Source organism: Streptomyces sp. NBC_00457, assembly GCF_036014015.1.
GTDB lineage: Bacteria > Actinomycetota > Actinomycetes > Streptomycetales > Streptomycetaceae > Streptomyces.
In genome coordinates this window covers 4491206-4516525 of the sequence record NZ_CP107905.1, presented here as the reverse complement: position 1 = coordinate 4516525, position 25320 = coordinate 4491206, and the positions used below count along the sequence as shown (strand labels likewise).

The window sequence follows — 25320 nt, the reverse complement described above, 5'->3', positions numbered from 1 at the left end:
CAAAGCCTCCGCCGCGGCATACCCTGCGGCTCATGACGGACTCGCAGGCCCCGGTAAAGACCGGCACCAACCCGCTCGCCCCCGCCCCCGCGGGCGCCCGTACCGCCGCCGACGTGGTCACCCCCGAGCTGATCGCGCAGCTCACCAAGGGCGTGGCCGGATCCGGCCGGACCGCCAACCACACGCCGTTCACCGGCGAGAAGCTGGCCGACCTGCCCGAGTCCACACCGGAGGACGTACGGCAGGCCTTCGAGGCGGCCCGCAAGGCCCAGTCCGTCTGGGCGCAGGTTCCGGTGCGGCAGCGCGCCGCCGTCCTGCTCCGCTTCCACGACCTGGTGCTGGAACGCCAGGCCGAGGTCCTCGACCTCATCCAGCTGGAGACCGGCAAGGCGCGGCTGCACGCCCACGAGGAAGTGCAGGCGGTGGCCGTCGCGGCCCGCCACTACGGCCGTAGGGCGCCCGCGTATCTCCGGCCCAAGCGGCACGCCGGCGCCGTGCCCACGCTCACCCGCGTCACCGAACTGCGCCACCCGCGCGGCGTCGTGGGCCAGATCGCCCCCTGGAACTACCCCCTCGAACTCTCCGTCGGCGACGCGCTCCCCGCCTTCGTCGCGGGCAACGCGGTCGTCATGAAGCCGGACACGGAGACGTGCCTGACCGCGCTGTGGGCCCGGGACCTGCTGAGCGAGGCCGGACTGCCCGCCGACGTCTTCCAGGTCGTCCTCGGCGAGGGCCCCGTCGTCGGCCCGGAACTCGTCAAGCACGCCGACTACGTCTCCTTCACCGGTTCCACCCGCACCGGCCGCGAGGTCGCCCAGGGCGCCGCCGCCCGGCTGATCGGCGTCTCCCTCGAACTCGGCGGCAAGAACGCCATGCTGGTCCTCGACGACGCCGACATCGACAAGGCGGCGGCCGGCGCGGTGCGCGCCTGCTTCTCCTCCGCCGGCCAACTGTGCATCTCCATCGAGCGGTTGTACGTCCATGAGTCGATCGCCGACGCCTTCCTGGAACGCTTCGCCACCCGCACCAAGGCGATGCGGCTCGGCACGTCCCTCGCCTACGGCGCCGACATGGGATCGCTGGTCGGCGAACGCCAGCTGGAGACCGTGACGCGGCACGTCGACGAGGCCGTGGAGAAGGGTGCGAAGGTCGTCGCGGGCGGCGTGGCCCGCCCCGACATCGGCCCGTACTTCTACGAGCCCACCATCCTCGACGGCGTCACGGAACCCATGTCGGTCTGCACGGAGGAGACCTTCGGCCCCGTCGTCTCCCTCTACCGCTTCAAGACCGAGGACGAGGCCGTCGAACTCGCCAACTCCACGCCGTACGGCCTGAACTCCTCCGTCTGGACGAAGAACGGCACCCGCGGCCGCGCGGTCGCCGCCCGCCTGCGCACCGGCACCGTCAACGTCAACGAGGGCTACGCCCCCGCCTACGGCAGCGTCCAGTCCCCGATGGGCGGCATGAAGGACTCCGGCCTCGGCCGCCGCCACGGCTCCGAGGGCATCCTCAAGTACACGGAGGCCCAGACGGTGGCCCACCAGCGACTGCTGCCGATGGCCCCGTCACTGGGAATGGACGACGAGAAGTACGCGGCCTTCATGAGCCGCAGTCTCCGGCTGATGAAGGCATTCCGGTTCAGGTAAAGGTGCCCCGATAGGGGCGCGGGGAACTGCGCGACCAGCCACCGATCACCCGCACGGACACTCAACGAGGAGCACACGTGCCCCAGGACACCTACGACTACGACGTCATAGTCGTCGGCTCCGGCTTCGGCGGCTCAGTGACCGCCCTCCGCCTCACCGAAAAGGGCTACACCGTAGGCGTCCTGGAAGCCGGCCGCCGCTTCACCCCCGAAACCCTCCCCAAGAACTCCTGGGACCTGAAGAACTACCTCTGGGCCCCCCGGCTCAGAATGTTCGGCCTCCAGCGCATCCACCTGCTGGGCAACGTCATGGTGCTGGCGGGCGCCGGCGTCGGCGGCGGCTCGCTCAACTACGCCAACACCCTCTACGTACCGCCGAAGCCGTTCTTCGAGGACCCCCAGTGGCGTGACATCACCGACTGGCAGGAGGAGCTGCGGCCGTACTACGACCAGGCCCAGCGCATGCTCGGCGTACGGCTCAACCCGACCATGACCCCGTCCGACGTACATCTGAAGGCGGCCGCCGAGCGGATGGGCGTCGGTGACACCTTCCACCTCGCGCCGGTCGGCGTGTTCTTCGGGGACGGCAAGGACGCCGACGGGACCACGAAGGCCGCGCCCGGCGAGCAGGCCGGCGACCCGTACTTCGGCGGCGCGGGCCCCGTGCGCAGGGCCTGCAACGAGTGCGGCGAGTGCATGACCGGCTGCCGCCACGGCGCCAAGAACACCCTCAACGAGAACTACCTCTATCTCGCCGAGAAGGCGGGCGCGGTCGTGCACCCGATGACGACGGTCGTGTCGGTCACGGACGACTCGCAGGGCGGGTACGCGGTGGCCACGCTGCCGACCGACGACAAGAAGAAGGGCGAGGGCCGCACCTTCAAGGCCCGCCGGGTCGTCCTCGCCGCCGGTACCTACGGCACCCAGACCCTGCTGCACCGCATGAAAGCGACCGGCCAACTCCCATACATCTCGGGCCGGTTGGGCGAACTGACCCGCACCAACTCCGAGGCACTGGTCGGCGCGCAGACCGACAACCGGCGCTACCGCAAGGTCACCGGCGAGCGGAAGGCCGACTTCACCCGCGGGGTCGCCATCACGTCCTCGATCCACCCGGACGCCAACACGCACATCGAGCCGGTCCGCTACGGCAAGGGCTCCAACTCGATGGGCGGCCTGTCGATCCTCCAGGTCCCCTACGTGGACGGCGGGTCCCGCGTCGCGGCCTGGCTGAAGAACTCCGCCCGGCACCCGCTCCTCGTCCTGCGCTCCCTCTCCAACCGCCGCTGGTCGGAGCGGACCATCATCGGCCTGGTGATGCAGTCGCTGGACAACTCCCTGACGACGTACCTGAAACCGGACGGCGTCGGCAAAGGCCTGCTGACCGCACGCCAGGGCCATGGCGCCCCCAACCCCAAGCAGATCAAGGCGGCTTCACAGGCGGCGTCGGCGATCGCGGAGTCGATCAACGGCTTCGCCGGTTCCAACGTCGGCGAACTGATGGGCACCCCGCTGACCGCCCACTTCCTCGGCGGCTGCCCGATCGGCGACTCACCCGAGACCGGCGTGATCGACCCATACCACCGCCTCTACGGCCACCCCGGCATCTCCGTCGTCGACGGCGCCGCGGTCTCCGCCAACCTGGGCGTGAACCCGTCCCTCACCATCACCGCCCAGGCCGAGCGGGCGATGTCGTTCTGGCCCAACAAGGGCGAGGACGACCCGCGTCCCGCGCAGGGCGTGCCGTACGAGCGGCTGAAGCCGGTCGAGCCCAAGTCGCCGACGGTCCCGGCGGACGCGTTCGGCGCGCTGAAGTTGCCGTTCCTGGGGATACCGGCGGTGCCGCCGAAGAAGTGACCGGTACCAACAAGCCGGTAGCAGCAAGAAGGACCTGCGCCCCCCTCCGAGCGCAGGTCCTTCTTAGTCTTGCGGGAAGCTCCGGTTACGCGTTCGCGCCGGCCTTCCGTCGGCGCATCGCGAAGACCGCGCCCGCACCGGCGACGATGGCGACGCCGCTGACCAGGCCGATGGCCGGCAGCGCGGAGCTCGCGCCGGTGTCGGCGAGGTTGCCGGTCGGCAGGTCGGAGATGCTGCCCTGCGGCTTCTTCCCCGGGCCCTTGCCGCCGTTGTCACCCGGCGTGGCGGTCCCCGGGTCCGGGTTGGCGGAGCCGGCCTTCAGGACCTCGAAGTCGTCCTGGGCCCAGCCCTCGGCGATGCAGTCCTGGCCGTCGACGTTGTCGAGGTAGGCACCGGAGCCGAAGGAGTAGGCGTCACCGGCAGGGGCCTTGGCGTCGATGCTGACGCGCAGATCCAGCGTCTGGCTGGCCTTCGACTTCAGCGTCTCGACGGCGAAGAAAAGGTCACCGGCCCACTCGGAGTCCCCGATCCGCTCCCAGGAGCCGGACTCGGGGTTCTTGAACTCCAGGTCGACGTAGGGGCTCAGATACTTCGACTCGTCGAGCTCGAAGTTCTCGACCTCGGCGTAGAAGGCGAGGTCCTCGACGTCCGTGCCGGACTCGTTGGTGACGATCAGCTTGAAGCCGTGGAAGCCGTCACCCGCGACGATCTTGCCGGGCAGGCCCTTGACGTCCGCGGACACCTTGGCGTCGGCGAAGTCCTGGTCGACTTCCTCGCAGAACGGGACGTCCGGCTCCTCGCTCGGCTCGGGCCGGCCCGACTGGCTCGCGGAGGCGGAGGGCGTGGCACTCCCGGTCGGCGCGGAACTCGTCGGGGCGGCGACGGCCGACGTGGTGCCCGTCGGGAGCGTGGTGGTGCTCGGTGTCGCCGTGGCCGTGTCGCTCGCCGTCCCGGAGGGCGTCTCGGTGACGGTCTCGGTGGGAGTCGGGGAAGCCGACCCCTCCGCGAACGCGGCGGGCGCGGACAGCAGCGCGAACGGCGATATCGCAGCCGTCGCGGCCGCGACCGCCATGGCACGGCGAAGCTTCATGCAGCCCTCGAATAGTCCATACGACACGGGTGTGGCCCTTGATACGCCTGGTTTGATCCGCGAACCCTGTGAAAGGTTGCCCTCCGCTTCACGGAATTCTTATGTGGCCTGAGTCACTGGGTGACCGCCCGGGTCATGCAGAAGGGCCCCGCGGGCGTGAGCCGCGGGGCCCTTCTTTGGTCAGCACCGACGTCAGGGCAGCGCCGGTGCCTGGGGAGCGGCGCCGGGGGGTTGCGCCGCTTGCCTGGTCTCGACCTTTGGCAGAGGCTTGTTACGCATCGTGCTGGACGGGCGGGACCTCCGCAACCTTTTGACCCATCCTTGTACGTTTCCTTGGCCCTGTCCGGGGGGATCCTGGGGGTCTATCTTCCCGCCGGCCGGCCCCGGGCGTCCCCGGAGCCGGCCGTTCTCCTGGGCGACCGGGCTGCTGTCCCCTGCCGTCCGGTCACCAGCGAGCCACGCGTGGTTCTTCGGGCCCGCCCCTGGCTGGCACGGACATCGAGACCAACGAACCCTTTTGCACGCCGGTCACGCGCCGTACGGGTGAGAGGAATGCGCACGTCTGTGCCGGGAACGCGGTTTCAGATCTTGCCGCGGCACAGCTCCAGCAGGGTCATCGCCAGCGAGGTGCCCGGCTTGCCCAGCGCCTCCCTGTAGTGGGCGAGGATCTCCATCTCGCGGGAGAGGTTCACGCGCCGGCCGCCGGAGGCGATCCGGGCCTCCTGGACGACGGCGGAGACGGCCATCCGTTCCTGGATCAGGCCGATGATCCGGTCGTCGAGTGCGTCGATGCGCTCACGGGCGCCGGTGATCGTCTCGGCGGCCTCGCGGGTGTGCGCGCCGGTCTTCTCCGTTGCGGTGGTGGTCATCTCGGGGCTCCTCCATAGGGCTGGGCAGGGTGCCCCGGATCGACACGACCCGGAAAACGTCAGGCGCCCCGGGCCTTGTCGGCCCGGGGCGCCTGGTGAGTCGCTTGTCAGTCTCTCAAGCAGCACGACCATGGCAGCCGGCGGGCCGGGTGCCATAGGTAAAGACGAAGGTCTTCGTGTGCGTGAGCATGGGGTCAGTATGACGTGGCCGTCGGTGACGGCCAATCCGGTTCGCATCCTGAGACGGGAGGGGTGCACGTATACCCCGTTAGAATCGGTGGCACAGCCCTTGTCAAGCCGCCGGAAGGCAACCCGTGTCATCAGCGACCCCTGCTGCCGCCGCCCCCGACACCGTCCTGGTCGTCGACTTCGGCGCGCAGTATGCCCAGCTCATCGCCCGTCGCGTCCGCGAGGCCCGGGTCTACAGCGAGATCGTGCCGAGCACCATGCCGGTGGCGGAGATGCTCGCCAAGAACCCGGCGGCGATCATCCTGTCCGGCGGCCCTTCGTCGGTGTACGCGGAGGGCGCCCCGCGCCTCGACCGCGAGATCTTCGAGTCCGGCGTCCCCGTCTTCGGCATGTGCTACGGCTTCCAGCTGATGGCGACGTCGCTCGGCGGCACGGTCGACAACACGGGGGCGCGCGAGTACGGCCGTACGGACCTGCATGTCAGCAAGTCCGGCTCCACCCTCTTCGAGGGCACGCCGGCCGAGCAGTCCGTGTGGATGTCGCACGGCGACGCCTGCTCCGCCGCCCCCGAGGGCTTCAGCGTGACGGCCTCCACGGACGTCGTCCCGGTCGCCGCCTTCGAGAACGACGAGAAGAAGCTGTACGGCGTCCAGTACCACCCGGAGGTCATGCACTCCACGCACGGCCAGCAGGTGCTGGAGCACTTCCTGTACCGGGGTGCCGGGCTGACCCCGAGCTGGACCACCGGCAATGTGATCGAGGAGCAGGTCGCCGCGATCCGTGAGCAGGTCGGCGACAAGCGCGCCATCTGCGGGCTGTCCGGCGGCGTGGACTCCGCCGTCGCCGCCGCCCTCGTACAGAAGGCCATCGGCTCCCAGCTGACCTGCGTGTACGTCGACCACGGCCTGATGCGCAAGGGCGAGACCGAGCAGGTCGAGAAGGACTTCGTGGCCGCGACCGGCGTACAGCTGAAGGTCGTGGATGCTCAGGAGCGGTTCCTGTCCGCTTTGAAGGGTGTCTCCGACCCCGAGGAGAAGCGGAAGATCATCGGCCGCGAGTTCATCCGCGTCTTCGAGCAGGCGCAGGCCGAGATCATCGCGGACGAGGGTCCGGCGGTGGAATTCCTCGTGCAGGGGACCCTGTACCCGGACGTGGTCGAGTCCGGTGGTGGCACCGGCACCGCCAACATCAAGTCCCACCACAATGTGGGCGGGCTGCCGGAAGACCTCGAGTTCCAGCTGATCGAGCCGCTGCGCAAGCTGTTCAAGGATGAGGTCCGGATGGTCGGCCAGGAGCTGGGCCTGCCGGACGAGATCGTCCAGCGGCAGCCGTTCCCGGGCCCGGGTCTTGGCATCCGTATCGTCGGCGACGTGACGAAGGAGCGGCTCGACCTGCTGCGCGAGGCCGACGCCATCGCCCGCGAGGAGCTGACCGCGGCCGGGCTCGACCGTGACATCTGGCAGTGCCCGGTCGTCCTGCTCGCGGACGTCCGCAGCGTCGGCGTCCAGGGCGACGGCCGGACGTACGGCCACCCGATCGTCCTGCGCCCGGTCTCCAGCGAGGACGCGATGACGGCCGACTGGTCGCGACTGCCGTACGACGTGCTCGCGAAGATCTCGACGCGGATCACGAACGAGGTCGCGGACGTCAACCGGGTCGTGCTCGACGTGACGAGCAAGCCGCCGGGGACGATCGAGTGGGAGTGACCCCGGATTCTCCGGTGTTCAGGTGCGTTTGATGACGCGCACCGGCTCGCCGGGCTTCCAGACCTCGACGACCAGGTACTTGTCGTCCTCGACGTAGGTCCGTACGACCTCCGTCAGCGCGGTGCGGAAGAGGTGGAACGGCTCCGGCGGTTCCACCTCTTCGCCGTATCCGGCCTTGGTCTCCGGGTCGGTGACCTCGATCGCCCGCCCGCTGATCCGCACATCGCCACCGCCCATGGACTGCCCTTCCCCGGGGTTCGCCTGGAGCGCGAAACGCGGGTCGCGGTGCAGGTCGAGGGCCTTGCGGGAGTCCGGCATCATGCCGAGCCAGAGCTCGCCGTTCAGGAAGCGGACCTCCAGGCCGGTGGTGCGGGGAGAGCCGTCCTTGCGGAGGGTGGCGAGGATGTGGTGGGTGAAGGCGCCGAATCGCTCCTCGACGGTCTTGGCGAGGTCGGGTTCCGCGGTGACGAAGGCCGCCCAGTTCTTTGTCATACGGCGAGTGTGCCGCCGATACCCGACACCTTCTGTCCGATTTCGATTGCACGCTGCTTCTTTACACATCACCCCTGTTCTCCTGCGCTGACCGACGGTAACTTCCGCCCCGTAAAGGAACCCAGTGCAGGAGGAACCTATGCACGGGCCCACACCGCCCACGCCGCTGCCCACCGACCGGCTGCAGTTCGCCATGCCGCCGATGCACGAGTCGGTCGACGACGAGCGCCGGCATCGCAAGGAGCGGCTCGCGGGCGCGCTGCGGATCTTCGGGCGGCTCGGCTTCGAGGACGGTGTCTCGGGGCACATCACCGCGCGCGACCCGGAGTACAGCAACTGCTTCTGGGTCAATCCGTTCGGGATGCCGTTCAAGCACGTCACCGTGAGCGACCTGGTGCTCGTCAACGCCGACGGGCAGGTGATCGAGGGCCGCTATCACGTCAACCAGGCCGCGTTCACCGTCCACGCGCAGGTGCACGCGGCCCGGCCCGACGTTGTCGCGGTCGCCCACTGCCACTCGGTGTACGGGCGGGCGCTGTCGGCCCTCGGCGATCTGCTGGACCCGATCACCCAGGAGAGCTGCGCCTTCTACGAGGACCACGCCCTCTACGACGCCTACACCGGCGTCGCCGTCGACGCCGAGGAGGGCCGCCGCATCGCCGACGCGCTCGCCTCGCGCAAGGCGCTGATCCTCCGCAACCACGGGCTGCTGACGGTGGGGGACTCGGTCGACGCGGCGGCCTGGTGGTTCCTGTCGCTGGAGCGGTCCTGCAAGGTGCAGCTGACGGCGAAGGCGGCCGGGCGGCCGTTCCTCATCGACCACAAGGCCGCGGTGGCCACGCGGGAGCAGTTGGGCGGGGATCTGGTGGCGTGGATCAACTATCAGCCGTTGTGGCAGGACGTCAGCCGCAGTGAGCCGGACTTGTTGTCGTAGGGCGTAGGGCGTGTTGGGGGTGGCGGCGGCTCAAAAGCCTCGTAGCACCGCCGCCTTGGTCATCGCGAACTCCTCGTCGGTGAGGACGCCGTCGCGGTGCAGTTCGCCCAGTTCCCGCAGCCGGCGCAGGAGTACGTCGTGGTGGTCGGCCTGCGGCGGTACGGCGGCCGTCAGTTGGCGGCGGTCCGCGTAATCGCTGCCCGTGCGGGTCGACGGGTGCGGCAGTCGCGCGGTGACCGCGGTGGCGACCAGGGCCGTGAGCAGGTCGCGGCGGGCGCTGCCCCACAGGTCCAGGGCGAACGGGTCCTTCTCCGGCGGCAGTTTGGAGAACACCGTCTCGCGGGTCACGAAGCGCAGGAAGCCGTCCTCGTAGCCGGAGTTGGGCAGCCACTCGACCTGTTCGAGGTCGCCGATGTTGATGATCCGTGGGCCCGTCGCGCGTTTGACGCGGTCGGAGGTGTCGGACCAGTCGATCCGCACCTGCGTACCGTCGAAGGAGACCGTCCCGTCGGAGGAGCGGACCGAGACGGGCACCGGCGGGCCCGGCAGCAGATAGGTCTTGGCCGGGTCGCTCGGGATCTGGTCCAGGAGCAGCGCGCGGCGGATCTCCTCGGCCACGTACTCGGCGACTCCGGAGCGGTCGATGTCCACGACCAGCCGGTACGGGTCGGCCGCGTCGGGCAGCCGGCCGCCCGTCGCCTGGAGGAGGGGGTCGGCGCCTTCCCTCAGCCGCATCCGGAGCCGGCCGCGCTTGCGTTCGGGCTCGAAGACGATGCCGGAGACGGCCTCCAGCGGCACGGCGATCTCTCCGTACGTCTGCCGGAACAGTGGCACGGAGCGGTGCAGGCCCGGCGTGATCCTGACCGTGCTGCCGTCGAAGGCCCAGGTCCCGTCGCGCTGGATGATCTCGGCCATAGGGAAATTCTCGCAGCAGGGTCAACACGGCGGGCCTCCCTTTCCCTCGCGGTGACCTGACCTGCCGGATGGGGGGGTGGGTGTGGTAGGGCACAATTCGCAGTCGTCGTGGGGGATTCGTGGGTCGGGGGCCTTTTCGCCGGGTTCGTGGGTTCTTGGGTTCGGTTCGTGGGTTGTTCGGTTCGGTTCGTGGGTTCGTGTGTTCGTTCGGGATCTGATGGCGTCTGAGGAGGATGCGTGGCGGTGCAGGAGGCGAGACAGGGTGGGGGTGCTGACTCGGGCGGGCCGACGGGTGGGCATCGGGGTGGCTGCACGTGTGGTGACTGTCCGCACGGGGCCCGTGCGGGGCATCGGCGGGCCGTCGCCGAATTCCTGCTGAAGCGGGACGAGTTCGCGGCGGGGCAAGGGCTGCCCGCCGCCGTGGCGCACTCCGCCTCGGCCTCCCGCCAGTGGGTGTCCGAGGAGTTGGCCCAGTCCGCCGAACTCGTCGCCGAACGCGGCCGTGCCGAGGGCGACGCCTGGCTCGTCCGCCTGTGGTGGCATACGTCCTGTGCCGTGGGGGCGCTGGCCCTGCTGCTCTTGCTCGCCCAGGCGCTCACCGCGATCGGCGCGGGCTGGACGAGTGCGCGGACCGCCGGGCTGCTCGCCGCGTTGGTCGTGGCCGGTGCCTTGACGGCGGCCTCGTGGTTCCACCGGGCGCGCGGCGGTGCGCTCGCGCCGGTCATCGGTGAGGACAACCGGCTGTCCACGTCGCGTGCGGTGGCCGGGGCGTGGGTGCTGTTCGTGGCGTACGCAGTGCTGGTGCTGGCCGGCCGTCTCGCGGCGGCCTCCGGGCACGAGGAGCGGGACGCGCTGATCGCCGGGCTCGAACTCGCCCGGGGTGCCGGGGTCGTGACCGTGCTCGCCGTGGTCTGCGGGATCGCGGTGCTGGTGCGGCGGGTCGTCGGGATGCGGGTGCTGGGGCAACGGCTGCAGAAGGTACGGGCGGACCGGCCACGGGCTGCCGACCTGCTGACGGACGACTCGGGGCGGGGGTCGTTCGCCGACCTTCAGTACGTCGTGATCAGCGGGGTCGCGTTGCTGTTCGCGGCGGTGCGGCTGGCGCGACGGCCGGATCAGCTGCCCGATCTGCCGTGGGGGCTGGCGGTCGTGGTGCTGGTGTCGGCGGCGACGTATGTGGCCGGGAAGTACGCGGAAGGGGGTCGGCCGGTGATCCTTTCGGTCGTGCGGTCCCGGGAGACCGGTGCTCTGGACGCGCCCATCCGCACCGGCGACGACATCGAGATCCGGGGAGCCGGATTCGTGCCGCCGGGAGCGCAGGGCGCGGACCGGTTGGCGCGGATGGTCGTCCGGATCGGTGCGGTCCATGTGCATGTACCGCTGGTGCCGGTGACCGGCGGGTTCAGCAACCCCACGGACGCGGTGCTCACGGTGCCGGTGCCGGTGGACGTGGAGCCCGGGCGGCTGGACGTTCAGGTGGTGACGGCCGCGGGGGCCGAGACGAATCGGTACGCGATCGATGTGACGGAGTGACGCGGAAGCTGGACCAAGTCGGAAAAACTGGTCTGGACGAGGTTGAGCGGGGCAGCCTCTTCGTGCGTATCGTCATTTGAGGGGTCACGTCACAGCGGGCGAGAGGCGGCTACGAGCGATGACTCACGGCATTCGTACGGACACGCACTCCCCCTATCTCGACGGCGGCCGCGACTGGCGGGACACCGCCACCCGTTACGCCCTGCTACCGCTCCGAGTCTTCCTCGGCGTCACCTTCATCTACGCCGGCCTGGACAAACTCACCGACAGCGCCTTCATGAAGGACTCCGGTTCCGGGTCCGTCGGCGATCTGATGCGTACGGTGCGTGACTCATCGGCGATCCCGGCCCTGGTCGACCAGGCGCTCAAGAACCCCGTCGGCTTCGGCTACGCCATCGCCTTCGGCGAGCTGGCCGTCGGCATCGGCACACTGATCGGCCTGCTCACCCGCATCGCCGCGCTGGGCGGTGCGCTCATCTCCCTCAGTCTGTGGCTGACCGTGAGCTGGGCCACCGAGCCCTACTACTACGGCAATGACCTCGCCTACCTGATGGCCTGGCTGCCTCTCGTCCTCGCGGGCGCGCCCATGCTGTCGCTGGACGCCGCGCTACGAGGGCGACGACGACAGCGGACGGGGGCATTTCGGTAACCCTCAGCCCGCCTGCGTGGGGTTGTGGCCCGGTGCTTGCGGCTGGGCCCCGGTCGGGCCGGGTGCGCCGGTTCGGCGTCTGCGGCGGCGTATGCCCCGGGTCAGACCACCCACCGTGGCTGCCAGGCAGAAGCCGATCACGACGAGCGGTATCACCGCGAACCACGGTGTCTCCCAGGCGCCGCCCGCGTCGCCGGCGTAGATGATGCCCGCGAGGGTCAGGAAGGCGCCGGCGACCAGTCGGCCGGGCTGGACCTCATGACGTAGCACGGCTCACCTCCGCCTGTCCGACGCCGACCCGGAGATCGAGGTCGAGTGTGCCGGTGCTCTTGGTGCCCGAGGGCGGTGTGAGGGTCAGTTCCTGGTGTCGGCCCGGTTCCACGTCCACGTCCTGTTGCTCGTCGCCCGGCAGTTGGATGTCGCCCACGCCCACGTCGATGGTCACCTTCACGGTCACGTCCTTCGGCACGATCACCTTCAGCCGGCCCACGCCGACGTCGGCGCCCGTGTCGACCGTTCGGCCCTTGGCGAGGGGCACTTCCGTCAGGTCGAGCGTGCCGACGCCTGTGCCCAGCTCGTAGTGCTGCCGCACGTCCGCCACCGCGGTGGGGCGCCATGTCTCCTCTATCCACTGCGTGCTGATGTCCTTCGGTATCGCGGCCGCCGCGGCGAGCAGACTCGCCGTGAAGACCGCGAGGAAGAACGAACCGGCTCCCGTGCGGCCCAGGAACGCGCTGACGGCTATGCCCAGGCCGAGGACGATGAGCGCGCAGGCGAGCCCGGTCTGGAGGCTGGTGCCGAGGGGGTGTTCGTCCCAGGTGAGGCGGGTGCCCAGGCCGCCGGCGAGGAGGGCGAGCAGGGAGACCCAGCCGCCGATCCAGCGGGGGCCGCGCGGACGCGCTGCCTGGACGGGGGTGCGGCGGCGTATGTCGTCGGGGCTGTTGCCCCATGGGCCGAGGCCGATGTTGACGGCCGCGGCGATGTCGCGGGCGTGGGAGTCCCCCGGGCCCCAGAGATAGCCCGTCCCGCCCTCGTGCGTGCCGTCCTTGACGATGGGGTCGCGCCACCAGGACGGGTAGACGGTGGGGACGGGCGGGGCCTGTGCCTCCGGCGGGGCGTCCGCGACCGCCTGGGCGGCCAGGGGGTCGGGGTCGGGCGTGCCGCGGTGCCGGGACCAGTAGGCGGCGCCCGCGAGGAGCAGGGAGAGGACCACGGCGAAGGTCAGCACCCCGCCGTTGTTCAGCAGGGTCAAGAACACCCCGCAGCCCACCAGCGCGAACAGCACGGCCGTCAGCGCCTGGCCGTCGACCCTGCCGGTCAGCAGCTTGCGCACCTCGTTCTGCTCCTCGTCCTCGTACGGGACGAAGAGCCAGGCGAAGCCGTAGAAGATGAGACCGAGGCCACCGGTCGCCGACAGCACCGCCAGCGTGATCCGGAAGATCACCGGATCCATGTCGCACTGCCGCCCGAGCCCGGCACACACCCCGGCCAGCATCTTGTGCGACCGATCCCGCCGGAAGCGGTGAGGCGGACCGGGGACGTCGGCGGGCTGGGCGGTTGCGTCGGCTGGCTGGGCGGGTGCGTCGGTGGGTGGGCGGGGTGTGTTGGTCGGCCGGCCGGATGCGTCGGCGGGCTGGTCGGGCGCGGTGGCCGCCTCTTCGGCTCCGGTCGCGGCGGTCGTCCCTTCACCTCCGGTCGCGGCGGGTGCGTCGTTCGCTTCGGATGCCGTGGTCGGGCCGGGCGCCTGCGCGCCCCCCTTCTCGTACGCGCGAGGCTCCTTTCCCTCGGTGCCGGGCGCGTCCGTGGCGTCCTGCCCGGTGCCCGGGGCGGGGCGTGGGCCGGAGCCGGGTCCCGGACCCGTCGCGGCGTGCTGGTGATCTGTCATGAGTCCATGGTGACGGGCGCAGTGCCTCGGCGGGAGTCGGAACGACCCTGGCCGGACCCTGATATCGGCCCTGAGCCGGCGGCGGGGAAGCGTTCGACGGGGACGGGTTTCGAAGATCAGGGGAGTCTCGGGGGTCGACCCTGATGCCTCGGCCGTCCGGGCGTGTGAACATCGATGGCATGCCGGAAGCCGCAACAGCGCCACTCGTGGAACCGCGGCCGCCGCGCAAGCTCTACCGCAGCAGTGACGGACGCTGGCTGGGTGGCGTGGCGCGGGGGCTCGCCGGGCATCTCGGGCTGCCTGTGATCTGGGTGCGGCTGGTCTTCGTCGGCCTTTTCATGGCGGACGGCCTCGGCGCTCTGCTCTATGCCGCGTTCTGGTTCTTCGTGCCGCTCGGTATCGGCGGCGTCGAAGCCCAGCGGCCCCCCTCCCTCGTCGGCACGGAAACCTCGCCCGACGGCCGCCGCAGACTCGTCGCCCGCAAGCCGGACAAGGGCCAGATCGTCGCCCTGCTCCTCATGGTCGTCGTGGCCATGGTCTTCGTCGGCAGTGTGAATCTGGGCAGCGGCGCCCAGGCGTATCTCGTGCCGGCCGTGCTCGTCGGCGCGGGCGTCGCCCTCGTCTGGCGCCAGGCGGACAACGCCCGCCGGGCCCGCTGGGTCGAGGCCGGCCGCCGCAAGCGCACGCTCAACCTGCTGCGGGCCGTGGGCGGGGTGCTGCTGGTCACCGCCGGCGTCTCCGGCATCTTCGTCCTGCAGGGCTCCGCCGCCCACCTCGGCTCGGTCCTGCAGGCCGCCCTCGCGGTCCTCGTCGGGATAACGCTCCTCGCCGGTCCCTACCTCGTGCGCATGACCCAGGACCTGTCCGAGGAGCGGCTGATGCGCATCCGCGCCCAGGAACGCGCCGAAGTCGCCGCGCACGTCCACGACTCGGTGCTGCACACCCTGACCCTGATCCAGCGCAACGCGGAGAACGCGAGCGAGGTGCGCCGCCTCGCCCGAGCCCAGGAGCGCGACCTGCGCACCTGGCTCTACAAACCCGAGGGCACCGGCAAGGACGAGGCCGACGAACCCACCACCCTCGCCGACGCCGTGCGGCGCAACGCGGCCGAGGTCGAGGACAAGCACGGCGTCCCCATAGAGGTCGTCGTGGTCGGCGACTGCCCGCTCGACGAGAGAATCGCCGCACAAATGCAAGCCGCACGCGAGGCGATGGTGAACGCCGCCAAGTACGGTGGCGAGGGCGGCGCCGTCCAGGTCTTCGCCGAAGTGGAGGGGAAGACGGTCTTCGTGTCCGTCCGGGACCGCGGACCGGGCTTCGATCTCGACTCGATACCCGCCGACCGTATGGGTGTCAGAGAATCGATCATCGGCCGCATGGAGCGCAACGGCGGTTCGGCCCGGCTGCGTGCCGTGCCGGACGGCGGCACTGAGGTCGAGCTGGAGATGGAGAGGGCGGAGAAGACGACATGAGCGACCCGACCGAGGCAAGCGGTACGGCGGGAGCGGCGGAGTCGGCCGAGTCCGCCAAGGCGGGCGGCGGCGAGCGCCGGGTCCGCGTGGTCCTCGTCGACGACCACCGCATGTTCCGTACCGGCGTACAGGCCGAGATCGGACAGACCGAGCAGACCGGCGTCGAAGTCGTCGGCGAGGCCGCGGACGTCGACCAGGCGGTCACGGTCATCACCGCGACCCGGCCCGAGGTCGTCCTCCTCGACGTGCACCTCCCGGGTGGCGGCGGGGTCGAAGTGCTGCGCCGCTGCGCCCCGTTGATGGCGGACACCGAGCAGCCCGTCCGTTTCCTCGCCCTGTCCGTCTCGGACGCGGCGGAGGACGTGATCGGCGTGATCCGGGGCGGCGCGCGAGGCTACGTGACCAAGACGATCACGGGCACGGACCTGGTCGCCTCCATCTTCCGTGTGCAGGAAGGCGACGCGGTCTTCTCGCCGAGGCTCGCCGGGTTCGTTCTGGACGCCTTCGCCTCGACGGACGCCCCGCCCGTGGACGAGGACCTCGACCGCCTCACCCAGCGCGAGCGCGAGGTGCTGCGTCTGATCGCCCGTGGCTATGCCTACAAGGAGATCGCCAAGCAGCTGTTCATCTCCGTGAAGACGGTCGAGTCCCATGTCTCCGCGGTGCTGAGGAAGCTCCAGCTGTCCAACCGGCATGAGCTGACCCGGTGGGCGACGGCACGGCGGCTGGTCTGACCATCCGGTAGCTGCGTGAGCGATCACCCGGTTACTCTGTGCGCGACGAGAGGAGGGCGGCATGCTGCTGAGATTCCGCGCGGCGAATGTGCGATCGCTGCGGGACGAGCAAGAGCTGTCCTTCGTGGTCCCGCAGGGCGATGAATCGGACGCGGCGCGCAAGCTGACGCTCTCCGATGGAAAGACGCTCCGGGTCTACCCGGTTCTCGGCATTTTCGGCGCCAACGCATCAGGCAAGTCGAACGTCATCACGGCCCTCATGAAGATGAAGGAAGCTGTCCTCGGGTCGTATGGGGGGTGGACGTCCTACCAGGGTATCCCTAGGGAGGAGTTCGCACTCGACCCCAAGTCGGCCACCGAAAGCACCTTCTACGAAGTCGACTTCGTCCTGGAAGACGGAGTTCGGTGGACTTACGGGTTCGAGCTCGGCTCGACGAGGGTGGAGTCCGAGTGGCTGCATTCGTACCCCAAGGGTCGGCGTCAGGTGTGGCTGGATCGCGACGCCACGCGCGGCAACGTCTTCGACTTCCCGGGCGACCGCATCCAGGACCGTGCCCTCCTGGCCCGTACGACGCGCCCCAACGCCCTCTTGCTCAGCAGAGCCGCCAACGACAACCACCCTCAACTCACCCAGATCTACACCTGGTTCAACCAGAACCTATGGGATATCACCCCGGAGACCGAGCGCAGTCAGCGCGAAGCCTTCACGGCTCGTGAGCTTCTGAACGAGACGTCCCGTGACCGTATCGAGGAACTGCTCCGGGTAGCCGATCTCGGCATCAGAGGCGCCGAAGTGGAGCAACAGCCGGGACAGAGCCCACGGGTTCGTCTTCTCCACGGAAGCGACACCGGTGAGCCTGTCGCCTTCGACTGGCAGCGCGAGTCGTTCGGCACGCGTTCTTGGTTCGCGCTGATCGGACCTCTGCTGCTGGCGCTGGACCGAGGCGCTGTCCTGCTCATCGATGAACTGGATGCCAGCCTCCACCCTCGTTTCGCGGCCGAAGTCGTTCGGCTCTTCCAAGCTCCGTGGGTCAACACCAAGGGCGCACAGCTCGTCTTCACCTCGCACGACCCGTCGCTGCTCAAGAGCCCAAGGGGCGGTCGCCCACTGGAATCCGGGCAGGTCTGGCTGACGGAGAAGGACGACAGCGGAGCCACGGAGCTGTATCCGCTCAGCGATGTCGACCCTGGGCCTGAAGAAGACCTGAGTGACTCCTACCTCGCGGGCGCCTTCGGCGCGGTCCCGCGTGTGACTCAAGGGCAAATCGGCCGCAGGGTGCTGACAGCACTGGCAGGGGAGGCAGAGCGTTCCTGATGGCGAGGGTCAAGGGGCGGGACGGCATAAGCCGCGGCAAGAAGCCACGAGCCGGTGACCGGCCTCGTGAGGTGTACGTCTTCACGGAGGGCGAGGTCACCGAGCCGGAGTTCGTCGAGTACGTGATGGGGCACGGGACCCGCGCGCAGCAGGGGCGCAGGATCAATCACTCCATCGAGAACGCCGCAGTTTCGTCGAGCCGCCGCAAGCCCCTGCCTCTCGTGGAAGACGCCATCGACAAGCTGGTCGAAGTGCAGAAGGCCGCCAAGAAGGCCGGCCTGAAACCCGAGGACTGGAACTGGCCTCAGGTCTGGTGTCTGTTCGACCGGGATCAGCACAAGGACATCCCCACGGCCTTTTCACGGGCGAAGAAGGCAGGGGTGCACGTCGCCTACTCTCACCCCTGTTTCGAGCTGTGGCGCCTGCTCCACTATCAGAACTACACGAGCACCTTCGGCGGTGTCTGCGACGATGTCGCCGCCCGCCTCAAGCGGCAGCCCGGCTTTCTCCAGACATACGGCCCCAATGGCCGGGCTGTCTCTCCGGAGGACGCCAAGCGGATCAAATCGGGGCAGCTGGCGCGCAACTACAAGAAGGCTCGCCAGTACGCGCAGCAGATCAACTCCGTGCACACCGGCTCTGACCAGAACCGCTGGGACCCGTATACCGACGTCTGGCGCTTCGTTGAGGAAGGCCTGGACGTGGTCGACTACTGAGCCAACTGTCTTCGAGCGTGGCGGAGGGCGCCGCGCTGTGGGAGAAGCGAGAGACGGCGGGGAGCGTGGCTTTGAACTTCACTGTGCCGAATGACGTGGAGCGCGCTCTCCGTAACGCCATGGAAGCGGTGCCCCGCATTGTCAGTGATCATCGGGACCGGCCAGACGTGGTCCTCGCCATGCTCTTCTCGCAGCACGCGCTCGATGAGTTCGACCAGGAGCGATGGGCTGAATCCCGGCGCCGCATCACCGGGGCTAGGGGGACGGGCGCGGGCGGTGCTCTGCCTCGCATGCTGGAAGACCAGGCACTTCGGGTGCTGGGCGCGACCGGCGAGGAGAGCGATCGTCCTCCGCTGATCGCCGGACTCCTTCGACGGGCGGCCGCCGCCGTCGGACGGATGGATGACGCGGCTCAAGAGAGATTGATCGAGGCAATCCGCGGAGTGCGACTCGACTTCGCAGCTCTTGCTTATCCCGAGATGCTCGGCGACGCCATGGAGTCCTTCCTCAAGGCGACTGAGGCGTCGATGCGCCACTCGGGAGAGCACTACACACCTCGCGAGTTGGTCCACTTGCTGACTGAAGTCGCCCAGCCGCAGGCTGGCATGCGGATCTATGACCCCTTCTGCGGAACGGGGGGCATGCTTCTGCACGCCAAGCAGTACGTGGATGAGCAGGGGAGGGATGCCCCACCGCCAGCGCTCGCCGGGCAGGACATCGACGCCTCGACCGCCGAACTCGCCAGCCTGAACCTGTACTTTCACCAGATCCAGGACCCTGCCGTTGAGCGCGGTGATTCCCTGTTGTCGGCTCCGTCGGAGTCAGGTGAGTTCGACCTCGTTCTCAGTGTGCCGCCGTTCGGCCTGTCCCTTCGGGCGGACCAGGCACAGGCGGTGGGACAGTACGCACGGTACGGACCGGTTTCCGAAAGGGGCCCGGCGGACTGGGGTTTTCTCCAGTACATGCTCGGACTGGTGACCCGGCGTGGGGGATCGGTCTGCACGGTGGTTACGCACGGTCCACTGTTCCGTGGCGGGCGAGACCAGGCCACGCGCACGGCACTGCTGGACGCTGACGTGGTCGAGGCTGTCATCGGTCTCGCGCCGAACCTCTTCTCGTCGACGGCAATCGCGCCCTGCGTGCTGCTCCTGCGTGCTCCCGGGCAAAAGACGGCGGAACGGCGCGGCAAGGTGCTGTTTATCGATGCCTCTCGTGAATACGAACGTGGGCTCGCGCAGAACCTGATGCGATCGGAACACATCGAGAAGATCGCTTCCGCAGTTCGAGGTTTCGCAGATGTCCGCCGTTTCGCTCGGGTCGTGGACCGGTCGTATCTCTCCGAGAATGACGACAGTCTCAATATCCGCAGGTACGTTGACAGCGCCCCGCTACCGGAACCGCAGGACATACAGGCCCACCTGAGCGGTGGAATGCCGGTAGCCGAGATCAATGACAAAGAAGCGCTGCTGGGAGCCTACGGAATCGCGCCACGCCAGCTCTTCACCGCGCGATACGGAGATCCGGCCTACATGGATTTCCTGCCGCCGCCCGAGCGGCCGGACCCCCGAACGCTGACAGAACTGGCCCGAGACAGCGAGCAGCGCCTGCTCGCCGCCTTTGATCAGTGGTGGGGGCTGGCACAGAGGCACATCGCAGGGCTTGCACCAGCCCAGAGCGGAGCTGAGACGTCCAACAACCGGACGGGTCTCGTGAAGCGCCAACTACTCAAGGCCTACGCCGAGTTGATGGGAGCGTCGAGCATCCTGGCTCCGTATTCCCTCTCCGGGGCGTTCACGGACTGGTGGCGTGAGGTCGGCCCCCATCTCAGGACCCTGGCGCGACGGGGCTGTCCGCTGCCGCCGGAGGAGGACCTGTCCGCGCTTCGGGAAGGTCTGACGAGCAGGCTCGATGCCCTGGTCGCGTCGAGGCGAAGGGAGCTTGTCGACACGTACGAGAGGTGGCAGGAGAAGTACGGGCTGTCGTTCCGTGAGATCGAGTCCCAGCTGACCGGCCCGAGCGCCAGCTTCCTCCAGAACAACCCGTGGTCCCAGCAGAGCGCGTGGGATCTCTCCTCCCTGGCCGGCGCGGATGTGGCGGACAGACGGCGCCAGACCGCACAGCGGGTCCATGCCCTGACAGACACGGAGAAGACTGTCGAAGGGGCCCTGGCCAAGTTGGACGTGGACGAGTTGATGATTCTGCTACCGGTGCTCGACGCCGCGTCCGAGACCGACGGCCGAGTTGATCGCCGCACCCTCGGAGAGGTCATCAAGACCGCCAGGACCGGAACATCCGGTCGCCTGAGTGAGGAGCCCAACGGTGTCCCCGCAGTGGAGGCTCGTCACCTCACCGAGCGCGGCTTCGTGGCGGCCGGGCTCCGTTACCGGCGTGCGGACTCCCCTCCCAGACTCTCGGAGATCCTGACAGTCGGCGACGTTCTGCTGACGGCTCGTGTCACGGCAGCCCGGGGATACCGTGCGATCGTCTGGAATGAGCAGCTTCCCAACGCCACATACGGCGGAAGCGTCCTCAGGCTCCTGCCGGACGCCACCCGCGTCCTGCCGGGATATCTGGCGGCCTGGCTCTCACACCGCTCGGTACACCCCCGTCTCTATGCTCAGGCGCGTGAGAGCCGCGACGAGCTGTACGACCTGCCTGCCGGCCGACTGCTGAACGTGGAGATCGAACTGCCGGGTCTTGAGGAACAGCAGCGCATCGTGGATGCGGTGACCGCACTCGCCGAGCAGCGTGAACTGCGGCACGCTCAGCTGGCCAAGATCGACCTGATCAAGCGGACCATGATGAAGGACCTGGAATCCGACCGGACCTCGGTCGGTTTTGTGAGCTGACCTGGTGCCGGTTGACGTACGGAAGCAAGAATCTCGTGATTACGGAAAGGCACATCCGCTCACAATGTGCTCTTGATGGGATGTGGTGATCCCTGACTCGTGAGAAGCCGTAGGCTTCCCGATGCAGCCGGACAAGCCAGTCACCACAGGGAGTGCCGTACGTGGCCAAGCTCACGCTCGCGCAATTGGAACGCCATCTCTTCGCGGCGGCGGACATCCTGCGCGGCACGATGGACGCCGCTGAGTACCGCGACTTCATCTTCGTACTCCTCTTCCTCAAGCGGGTGAACGACGAGTTCGAGGCCGCCCAGCAAGCGATCATCAAGGAGCGACTGGAGGCCGGCGACAGCCCCGAGGACGCGAAGGACGAGGCAGAGCAGTACGAGTGGTACGGCCCGCGCGGAGTCATCTTCGTGCCTGAGGAGGCCCGCTGGGAGAAGCTGGCCGGGGCCGTCGACGACGTCGCCACGGAGTACCTCCAGCCCGCCCTCGACGCGCTGGAGCGCCAGAAGGGCAACAGCGAACTGCGTGGCCTGTTCGCCCACGTCAACTTCAACCGCATCGGCGGCGGAGGCAGCGGCAAGGGCTCAGCCGCCGCCCTGGCCGACAACCGGCTCCGGTCGCTCATCGAGCACTTCGGCAGCATCCGGCTGCGTGGCGAGGACTTCGAGTTCCCCGACATGATCGGCGCCGCGTACGAGTATCTGATCAAGGACTTCGCGGACACGGCAGGCAGCAAGGGCGGCGAGTTCTACACCCCGCGTGCGGTGGTCCGCATGATGGTCGAGCTGGCGCGCCCGCACGGCGGCATGCGGATCTACGACCCGTGTGTGGGCTCCGGAGGCATGCTGATCCACGCTATGGAGTACGTCGACGAGCACGGCGAGGACTCCAAGGACCTGAGGCTGGCCGGACAGGACGCCAACAGTGGCTCCTGGGTCATGGCCACGATGAACATGCTTTTCCACGGGGCCAAGCACTTCTCCCTCAGAACGGGCGACACGCTCACCAACCCACTCCACCCCGAGCGCGACTTCGACCTGGTGCTCAGCAACCCGCCCTTCTCCATGGACTACAAACAGTCCGAGGTACCGAACCTGCTGAGCCGCATGCCGCACGGCCAGACCTCCGAGCGCGGCAAAGCCGACCTGATGTTCCTCCAGCACATGCTGGACATGGTGAAGCAGCGGGACGGCTCCGTCTTCACCGTCATGCCGCACGGCGTACTCTTCCGCGGCGGCGAGGAACAGAAGATCCGCGCCAACCTCCTGAAGGCTGACCTCATCGAAGCGGTCATCGGACTCGCGCCGAACCTCTTCTACGGGACGGGCATCCCGGCGTGCGTGATCGCGCTGCGCCCGCCGGCGCAGAGGCGCCCGGACCGCCGTAACCAGGTGCTGTTCATCAACGCGGGCCGCGAGTTCCACGCGGAGCGCGCCCAGAACGTCCTGCTCCCCGAGCACATCGAGAAGATCGTCTCCACCTTCCGCGCGTTCCAGGACGACGAGACCTTCGAGGACGTAGAGGGCTTCGCACGCGCGGTCGGGCGCGACGACCTGGCGGAGAACGGCTACAACCTCAACATCCGCCGCTACGTCGACAACACCCCGCCGGCCGAGCCGCAGGACGTACGGGCCCACCTGATGGGCGGTGTCCCGGTCGCCGAGATCGAGGCGAAGAAGGAACTCCTCGACGCGTACGAGATCAAGGTTCAGGACCTGTTCGACATACGGGCCGACGATCCTGAGTACGTCGACTTCCTGCCCGAGGGCGAACGACCGGACGCGTCCCGCCTGGCCGAGCTGGCGAGCGGGCGGGAGCAGAAGCTCTGGACCGCCTTCGAGGAGTGGTGGAAGGCAGAGGCCGACCAGATCGCGAACCTGGAGCCCATCGAGGGCGACGAACGCACGGAGCACGAACGTAAGGCCCAACTCGCCCGTCTGCGCGCCGACTTGATCGACTCTTTCCGGCAAAGCCTGCTCGCGGTCGGCGTCCTGGATCGGTACGCGCTGGCGGGCGCGGTCGCCGGTTGGTGGCACGAAGCCAAGAACGACCTCAAGGCCCTGTCGGTCAACGGCTTCGGCGGCGTCGTCGACGGCTGGGTCGAGACCGTCCTGACCATGCTCGCCCCCGAGCCCGACCCGCGCACGGGCGGAGCACGCGACCGTACGGCGGCGGAGCGGCGGCAGGCCTACGACCACAAGGTCGTCGCGGCCATCGCGCCCGACTTCCTGGACGACCTGGCCGCCGCGGAGCGCACCCACGCGGACCTGGACGCCAAGGTGAAGGCCGCGCAGGAGGCCGAGGCCGCGCTGGAGGAGGCCCGGGCCGCGGCGGAGTCACCGGACGCCGACTCGGAGGGGTCTGCCGAGATCGACCCGGCGTTGATCGAGGCGGTGCTCAGCAAGGCCGAGATGCGGGAGCTGACGAAGCAGCGGTCCGAGGCGAAGAAGGCCATCGAGGAGCTGGAGGACGACTTCTGGCCGGTCGCGGCAGTCCAGCGGAAGAAGGCCGAGCAGCGGGAGAAGGCCAAGAAGAAGGTGGGGGGCGGTCGTTCGAGGGCTGGGGGTACCACCAAGGGGCGGCGGGCTCTGGCTGCGGAGGAGGCTGGGCAGGGGGCGTTGTTGGAAATTCCGGTTCCGAGTCCGGTTGAGGGTACGGATGCGGAGAACGGCGCTGACGGTGATGGCCCTGGTGAGGGCGGCGCCGTGAAGGTGGCGCGCCTCATCCGGGCGAGGAAGAAGCTGGCCGAGGCTGCGGGGGAGCGGGACGTGGTGCTCGGGATTCTGCGGGATGACCTGGCGGGGAAGCTGGGCGGGCATGTGGTGCGTCGGCAGCGGGAGTTGGCTGAGGCGTATCGGGTTTGGGAGGGGAAGTACGCCGTTTCCTTGCGGGATATCGAGGGTCGGCGGCTGGAAGCTGCGCAGGCGTTGGACGGGTTCCTGAAGGAGCTTGGGTATGTCGGCTGAGGACTCGATTCGCTGGCTCCCTGTGGGCGAGGTCGGTGATGTGCGCATGGGGAAGCAGCTTTCGCCGTCGAGTCGGGCCAACGGTGAGCAGTTTCCCTATCTGAGGGTCGCGAATGTGCTTGACGGCCGTATCGACTATTCCGACGTCAAGTTGATGGGCTTTACGCAGAGCGAACGCGAGGCGTATGCGCTGCAGCCAGGAGATATTCTGCTGAATGAGGGGCAGAGTCTCGAACTCGTCGGGCGTAGTGCCATCTATCGGGGGCCTGCAGCGGCATTCTGCTTTCAGAACACGATTGTGCGGTTTCGGGCTGGTGGTCTGGTTCTTCCTGAGTATGCGCAGGCTGTTTTTAGTCGGTGGCTGAGTACAGGTGTGTTCGCGTCGATCGCCAAGAAGACTACAAGTATTGCGCATCTAGGAGGGGATCGGTTCGCGAAGCTTCTCTTCCCTGTGCGATCTCTCGCGGAGCAGCAGTACATCGTTGAGATGATCGCGGCATCGTCTGCGGAAGAGCGACTCATGGAAGAGTCGATCACGAAACTGCGCGCAACGCGCGCGGGTGTAGTTGAAGCGTTGCTGTCACGCAGTGTGTGGGGCGTGTCATTGGGAGAAGTACTCAGTGGCGCACCTCGGAATGGATACTCGCCCACAGCGACGCAGGAGTGGACCGGGGTGCAGGTGCTCGGGCTGGGATGCCTGACATCGGACGGCTTTGCGCCTCGGCAGTTGAAGAACGCTCCTCCGACGGTCATGCCCGGCCATTACGCCATGCTCCGTGATGGAGATCTCCTAATGAGCCGAGCGAACACGAGGGACCTAGTCGGCCTCGCAGGGGTATATCGAGGCAGTGGCACCCCATCTATCTATCCCGATTTGATGATGCGCCTTACCCCGGCTGAAGGCTGGAGCGCTGAAGCTCTAGAGGTGGTTCTTAGGTCGCAGTGCGCTAGGCGACAGATCCGTGCTCTCGCTCAGGGGACCTCTGAGAGTATGGTGAAGATTTCCGGCCGATCGATTCAGGCGATCTCTCTGCCTGCTCTTTCCATTCAGGATCAGGAGCAGCTTCTAATTGCTGTAAGTAGCTTTGACCAGCGACTTGAACAGGAAGATCTAAGGCTGGCAAAGCTCCGTACGGTCAGGCAAGGGTTGGTCGATGACTTGTTGTCTGGAAGGGTGCGTGTGCCGGGCGCCGTGTAGGACTGGTACTTGGGAGCGAGGCAGGACTTTTCGAAGCTCACGATGCGATCATGCAGCATGCGCCTCGAACGATAGTGAACCGATGTCGTGTCCGGCCGTGAGTCGTACGTCGGCATCGAGGGCGGCAGCCGGAACGCGCAGCAGGCCGACCGTGGCCTGTGTTCCGCCCTCCTGGATGCACTCGATCTCGTCCTGGGGCATCCCCGCCCGCTCGGCCAGTTCCGCCGAGGTGAGCCCAAGGCCATCCGGCGGTCGTAGAGGGCCTGGCCGCGAGCCAGTGCCTCCCGGATAGTGATCCGCTCC

At 68.4% G+C, this 25320-nt stretch carries 20 protein-coding genes; 14 read left to right on the top strand and 6 right to left on the bottom strand.

What is annotated here, in order from left to right; all coding sequences use genetic code 11:
• The first annotated feature begins 32 nt into the window (after nt 1-32).
• Nucleotides 33-1646 carry a succinic semialdehyde dehydrogenase gene (locus tag OG828_RS20305; protein ID WP_328501935.1) on the top strand — a complete coding sequence of 538 codons (1614 nt, stop codon included), beginning with the start codon at nt 33-35 and terminating at the stop codon, nt 1644-1646.
• Between the two features lie 77 nt (nt 1647-1723).
• Nucleotides 1724-3502, top strand: a complete 1779-nt coding sequence (locus tag OG828_RS20300; RefSeq protein WP_328501934.1) for a GMC family oxidoreductase — start codon at nt 1724-1726, stop codon at nt 3500-3502.
• Between the two features lie 85 nt (nt 3503-3587).
• Here OG828_RS20300 and OG828_RS20295 read toward each other — a convergent pair whose 3' ends face one another.
• Together OG828_RS20295 and OG828_RS20290 are read right to left on the bottom strand one after the other, a co-directional pair.
• On the bottom strand, nt 3588-4592 hold the full coding sequence (locus tag OG828_RS20295) for a cell wall protein (RefSeq protein WP_328501933.1): 1005 nt from the start codon (nt 4590-4592) through the stop codon (nt 3588-3590).
• 581 nt (nt 4593-5173) lie between these two features.
• Nucleotides 5174-5461 (bottom strand): chorismate mutase, encoded by a 288-nt coding sequence (locus OG828_RS20290; protein ID WP_328358619.1) that lies wholly within the window; start codon nt 5459-5461, stop codon nt 5174-5176.
• A 314-nt stretch (nt 5462-5775) separates the two neighbouring features.
• Between OG828_RS20290 and guaA the strand changes: the two genes are divergently transcribed.
• Complete coding sequence (gene guaA / locus OG828_RS20285) at nt 5776-7356, top strand: glutamine-hydrolyzing GMP synthase (protein WP_328501932.1); 1581 nt, start codon at nt 5776-5778, stop codon at nt 7354-7356.
• An 18-nt stretch (nt 7357-7374) separates the two neighbouring features.
• Here guaA and OG828_RS20280 read toward each other — a convergent pair whose 3' ends face one another.
• The gene (locus OG828_RS20280) at nt 7375-7848 is read right to left on the bottom strand and encodes a pyridoxamine 5'-phosphate oxidase family protein (RefSeq protein WP_328501931.1); all 474 of its coding nucleotides are present in this window, start codon (nt 7846-7848) and stop codon (nt 7375-7377) included.
• A 139-nt stretch (nt 7849-7987) separates the two neighbouring features.
• Between OG828_RS20280 and OG828_RS20275 the strand changes: the two genes are divergently transcribed.
• Nucleotides 7988-8782: a class II aldolase/adducin family protein gene (locus OG828_RS20275; protein ID WP_328358610.1), complete on the top strand. Its 795-nt coding sequence runs from the start codon at nt 7988-7990 to the stop codon at nt 8780-8782.
• A 30-nt stretch (nt 8783-8812) separates the two neighbouring features.
• Here OG828_RS20275 and OG828_RS20270 read toward each other — a convergent pair whose 3' ends face one another.
• Nucleotides 8813-9697 (bottom strand): DUF4429 domain-containing protein, encoded by an 885-nt coding sequence (locus OG828_RS20270; protein ID WP_328358607.1) that lies wholly within the window; start codon nt 9695-9697, stop codon nt 8813-8815.
• A gap of 237 nt (nt 9698-9934) precedes the next feature.
• Here OG828_RS20270 and OG828_RS20265 point away from each other — a divergent pair, with 237 nt between their 5' ends.
• Together OG828_RS20265 and OG828_RS20260 are read left to right on the top strand one after the other, a co-directional pair.
• On the top strand, nt 9935-11230 hold the full coding sequence (locus OG828_RS20265) for a hypothetical protein (RefSeq protein ID WP_328358604.1): 1296 nt from the start codon (nt 9935-9937) through the stop codon (nt 11228-11230).
• A gap of 118 nt (nt 11231-11348) precedes the next feature.
• On the top strand, nt 11349-11879 hold the full coding sequence (locus OG828_RS20260) for a DoxX family protein (protein ID WP_210572894.1): 531 nt from the start codon (nt 11349-11351) through the stop codon (nt 11877-11879).
• A 3-nt stretch (nt 11880-11882) separates the two neighbouring features.
• On the opposite strand, the gene OG828_RS20255 is transcribed toward OG828_RS20260, so the two are convergent.
• Nucleotides 11883-12149, bottom strand: coding sequence for a hypothetical protein (locus OG828_RS20255; RefSeq protein WP_328438958.1), 267 nt, complete (start codon nt 12147-12149; stop codon nt 11883-11885).
• Nucleotides 12136-13764: a PspC domain-containing protein gene (locus OG828_RS20250; RefSeq protein ID WP_328501930.1), complete on the bottom strand. Its 1629-nt coding sequence runs from the start codon at nt 13762-13764 to the stop codon at nt 12136-12138. Before OG828_RS20250 ends, OG828_RS20255 begins: the two co-directional genes overlap by 14 nt.
• A 179-nt stretch (nt 13765-13943) precedes the next feature.
• On the opposite strand from OG828_RS20250, the gene OG828_RS20245 reads away from it, so the two are divergent.
• The 8 genes from OG828_RS20245 (at nt 13944) to OG828_RS20210 (ending at nt 25275) form a co-directional block, all read left to right on the top strand.
• Nucleotides 13944-15236 (top strand): ATP-binding protein, encoded by a 1293-nt coding sequence (locus OG828_RS20245; protein ID WP_328358595.1) that lies wholly within the window; start codon nt 13944-13946, stop codon nt 15234-15236.
• Nucleotides 15233-15970: a response regulator transcription factor gene (locus OG828_RS20240; RefSeq protein ID WP_328358592.1), complete on the top strand. Its 738-nt coding sequence runs from the start codon at nt 15233-15235 to the stop codon at nt 15968-15970. Before OG828_RS20245 ends, OG828_RS20240 begins: the two co-directional genes overlap by 4 nt.
• Before the next feature lie 61 nt (nt 15971-16031).
• The gene (locus OG828_RS20235) at nt 16032-17285 is read left to right on the top strand and encodes an AAA family ATPase (protein ID WP_328501929.1); all 1254 of its coding nucleotides are present in this window, start codon (nt 16032-16034) and stop codon (nt 17283-17285) included.
• A complete protein-coding gene (locus OG828_RS20230; protein ID WP_328501928.1) occupies nt 17285-18001 on the top strand; it encodes an RloB family protein in 717 nt (238 codons plus the stop codon). The genes OG828_RS20235 and OG828_RS20230 overlap by 1 nt, the downstream gene beginning before the upstream one ends.
• 17 nt (nt 18002-18018) lie before the next feature.
• Nucleotides 18019-20850 (top strand): N-6 DNA methylase, encoded by a 2832-nt coding sequence (locus OG828_RS20225; RefSeq protein ID WP_328501927.1) that lies wholly within the window; start codon nt 18019-18021, stop codon nt 20848-20850.
• Nucleotides 20851-21011: 161 nt separating this feature from the next.
• Nucleotides 21012-23819: a type I restriction-modification system subunit M gene (locus tag OG828_RS20220; RefSeq protein WP_328501926.1), complete on the top strand. Its 2808-nt coding sequence runs from the start codon at nt 21012-21014 to the stop codon at nt 23817-23819.
• Nucleotides 23809-25017 (top strand): restriction endonuclease subunit S, encoded by a 1209-nt coding sequence (locus OG828_RS20215; protein ID WP_328501925.1) that lies wholly within the window; start codon nt 23809-23811, stop codon nt 25015-25017. The genes OG828_RS20220 and OG828_RS20215 overlap by 11 nt, the downstream gene beginning before the upstream one ends.
• Nucleotides 25018-25104: 87 nt before the next feature.
• Nucleotides 25105-25275, top strand: coding sequence for a hypothetical protein (locus OG828_RS20210; protein ID WP_328501924.1), 171 nt, complete (start codon nt 25105-25107; stop codon nt 25273-25275).
• Nucleotides 25276-25320 lie beyond the last annotated feature (45 nt).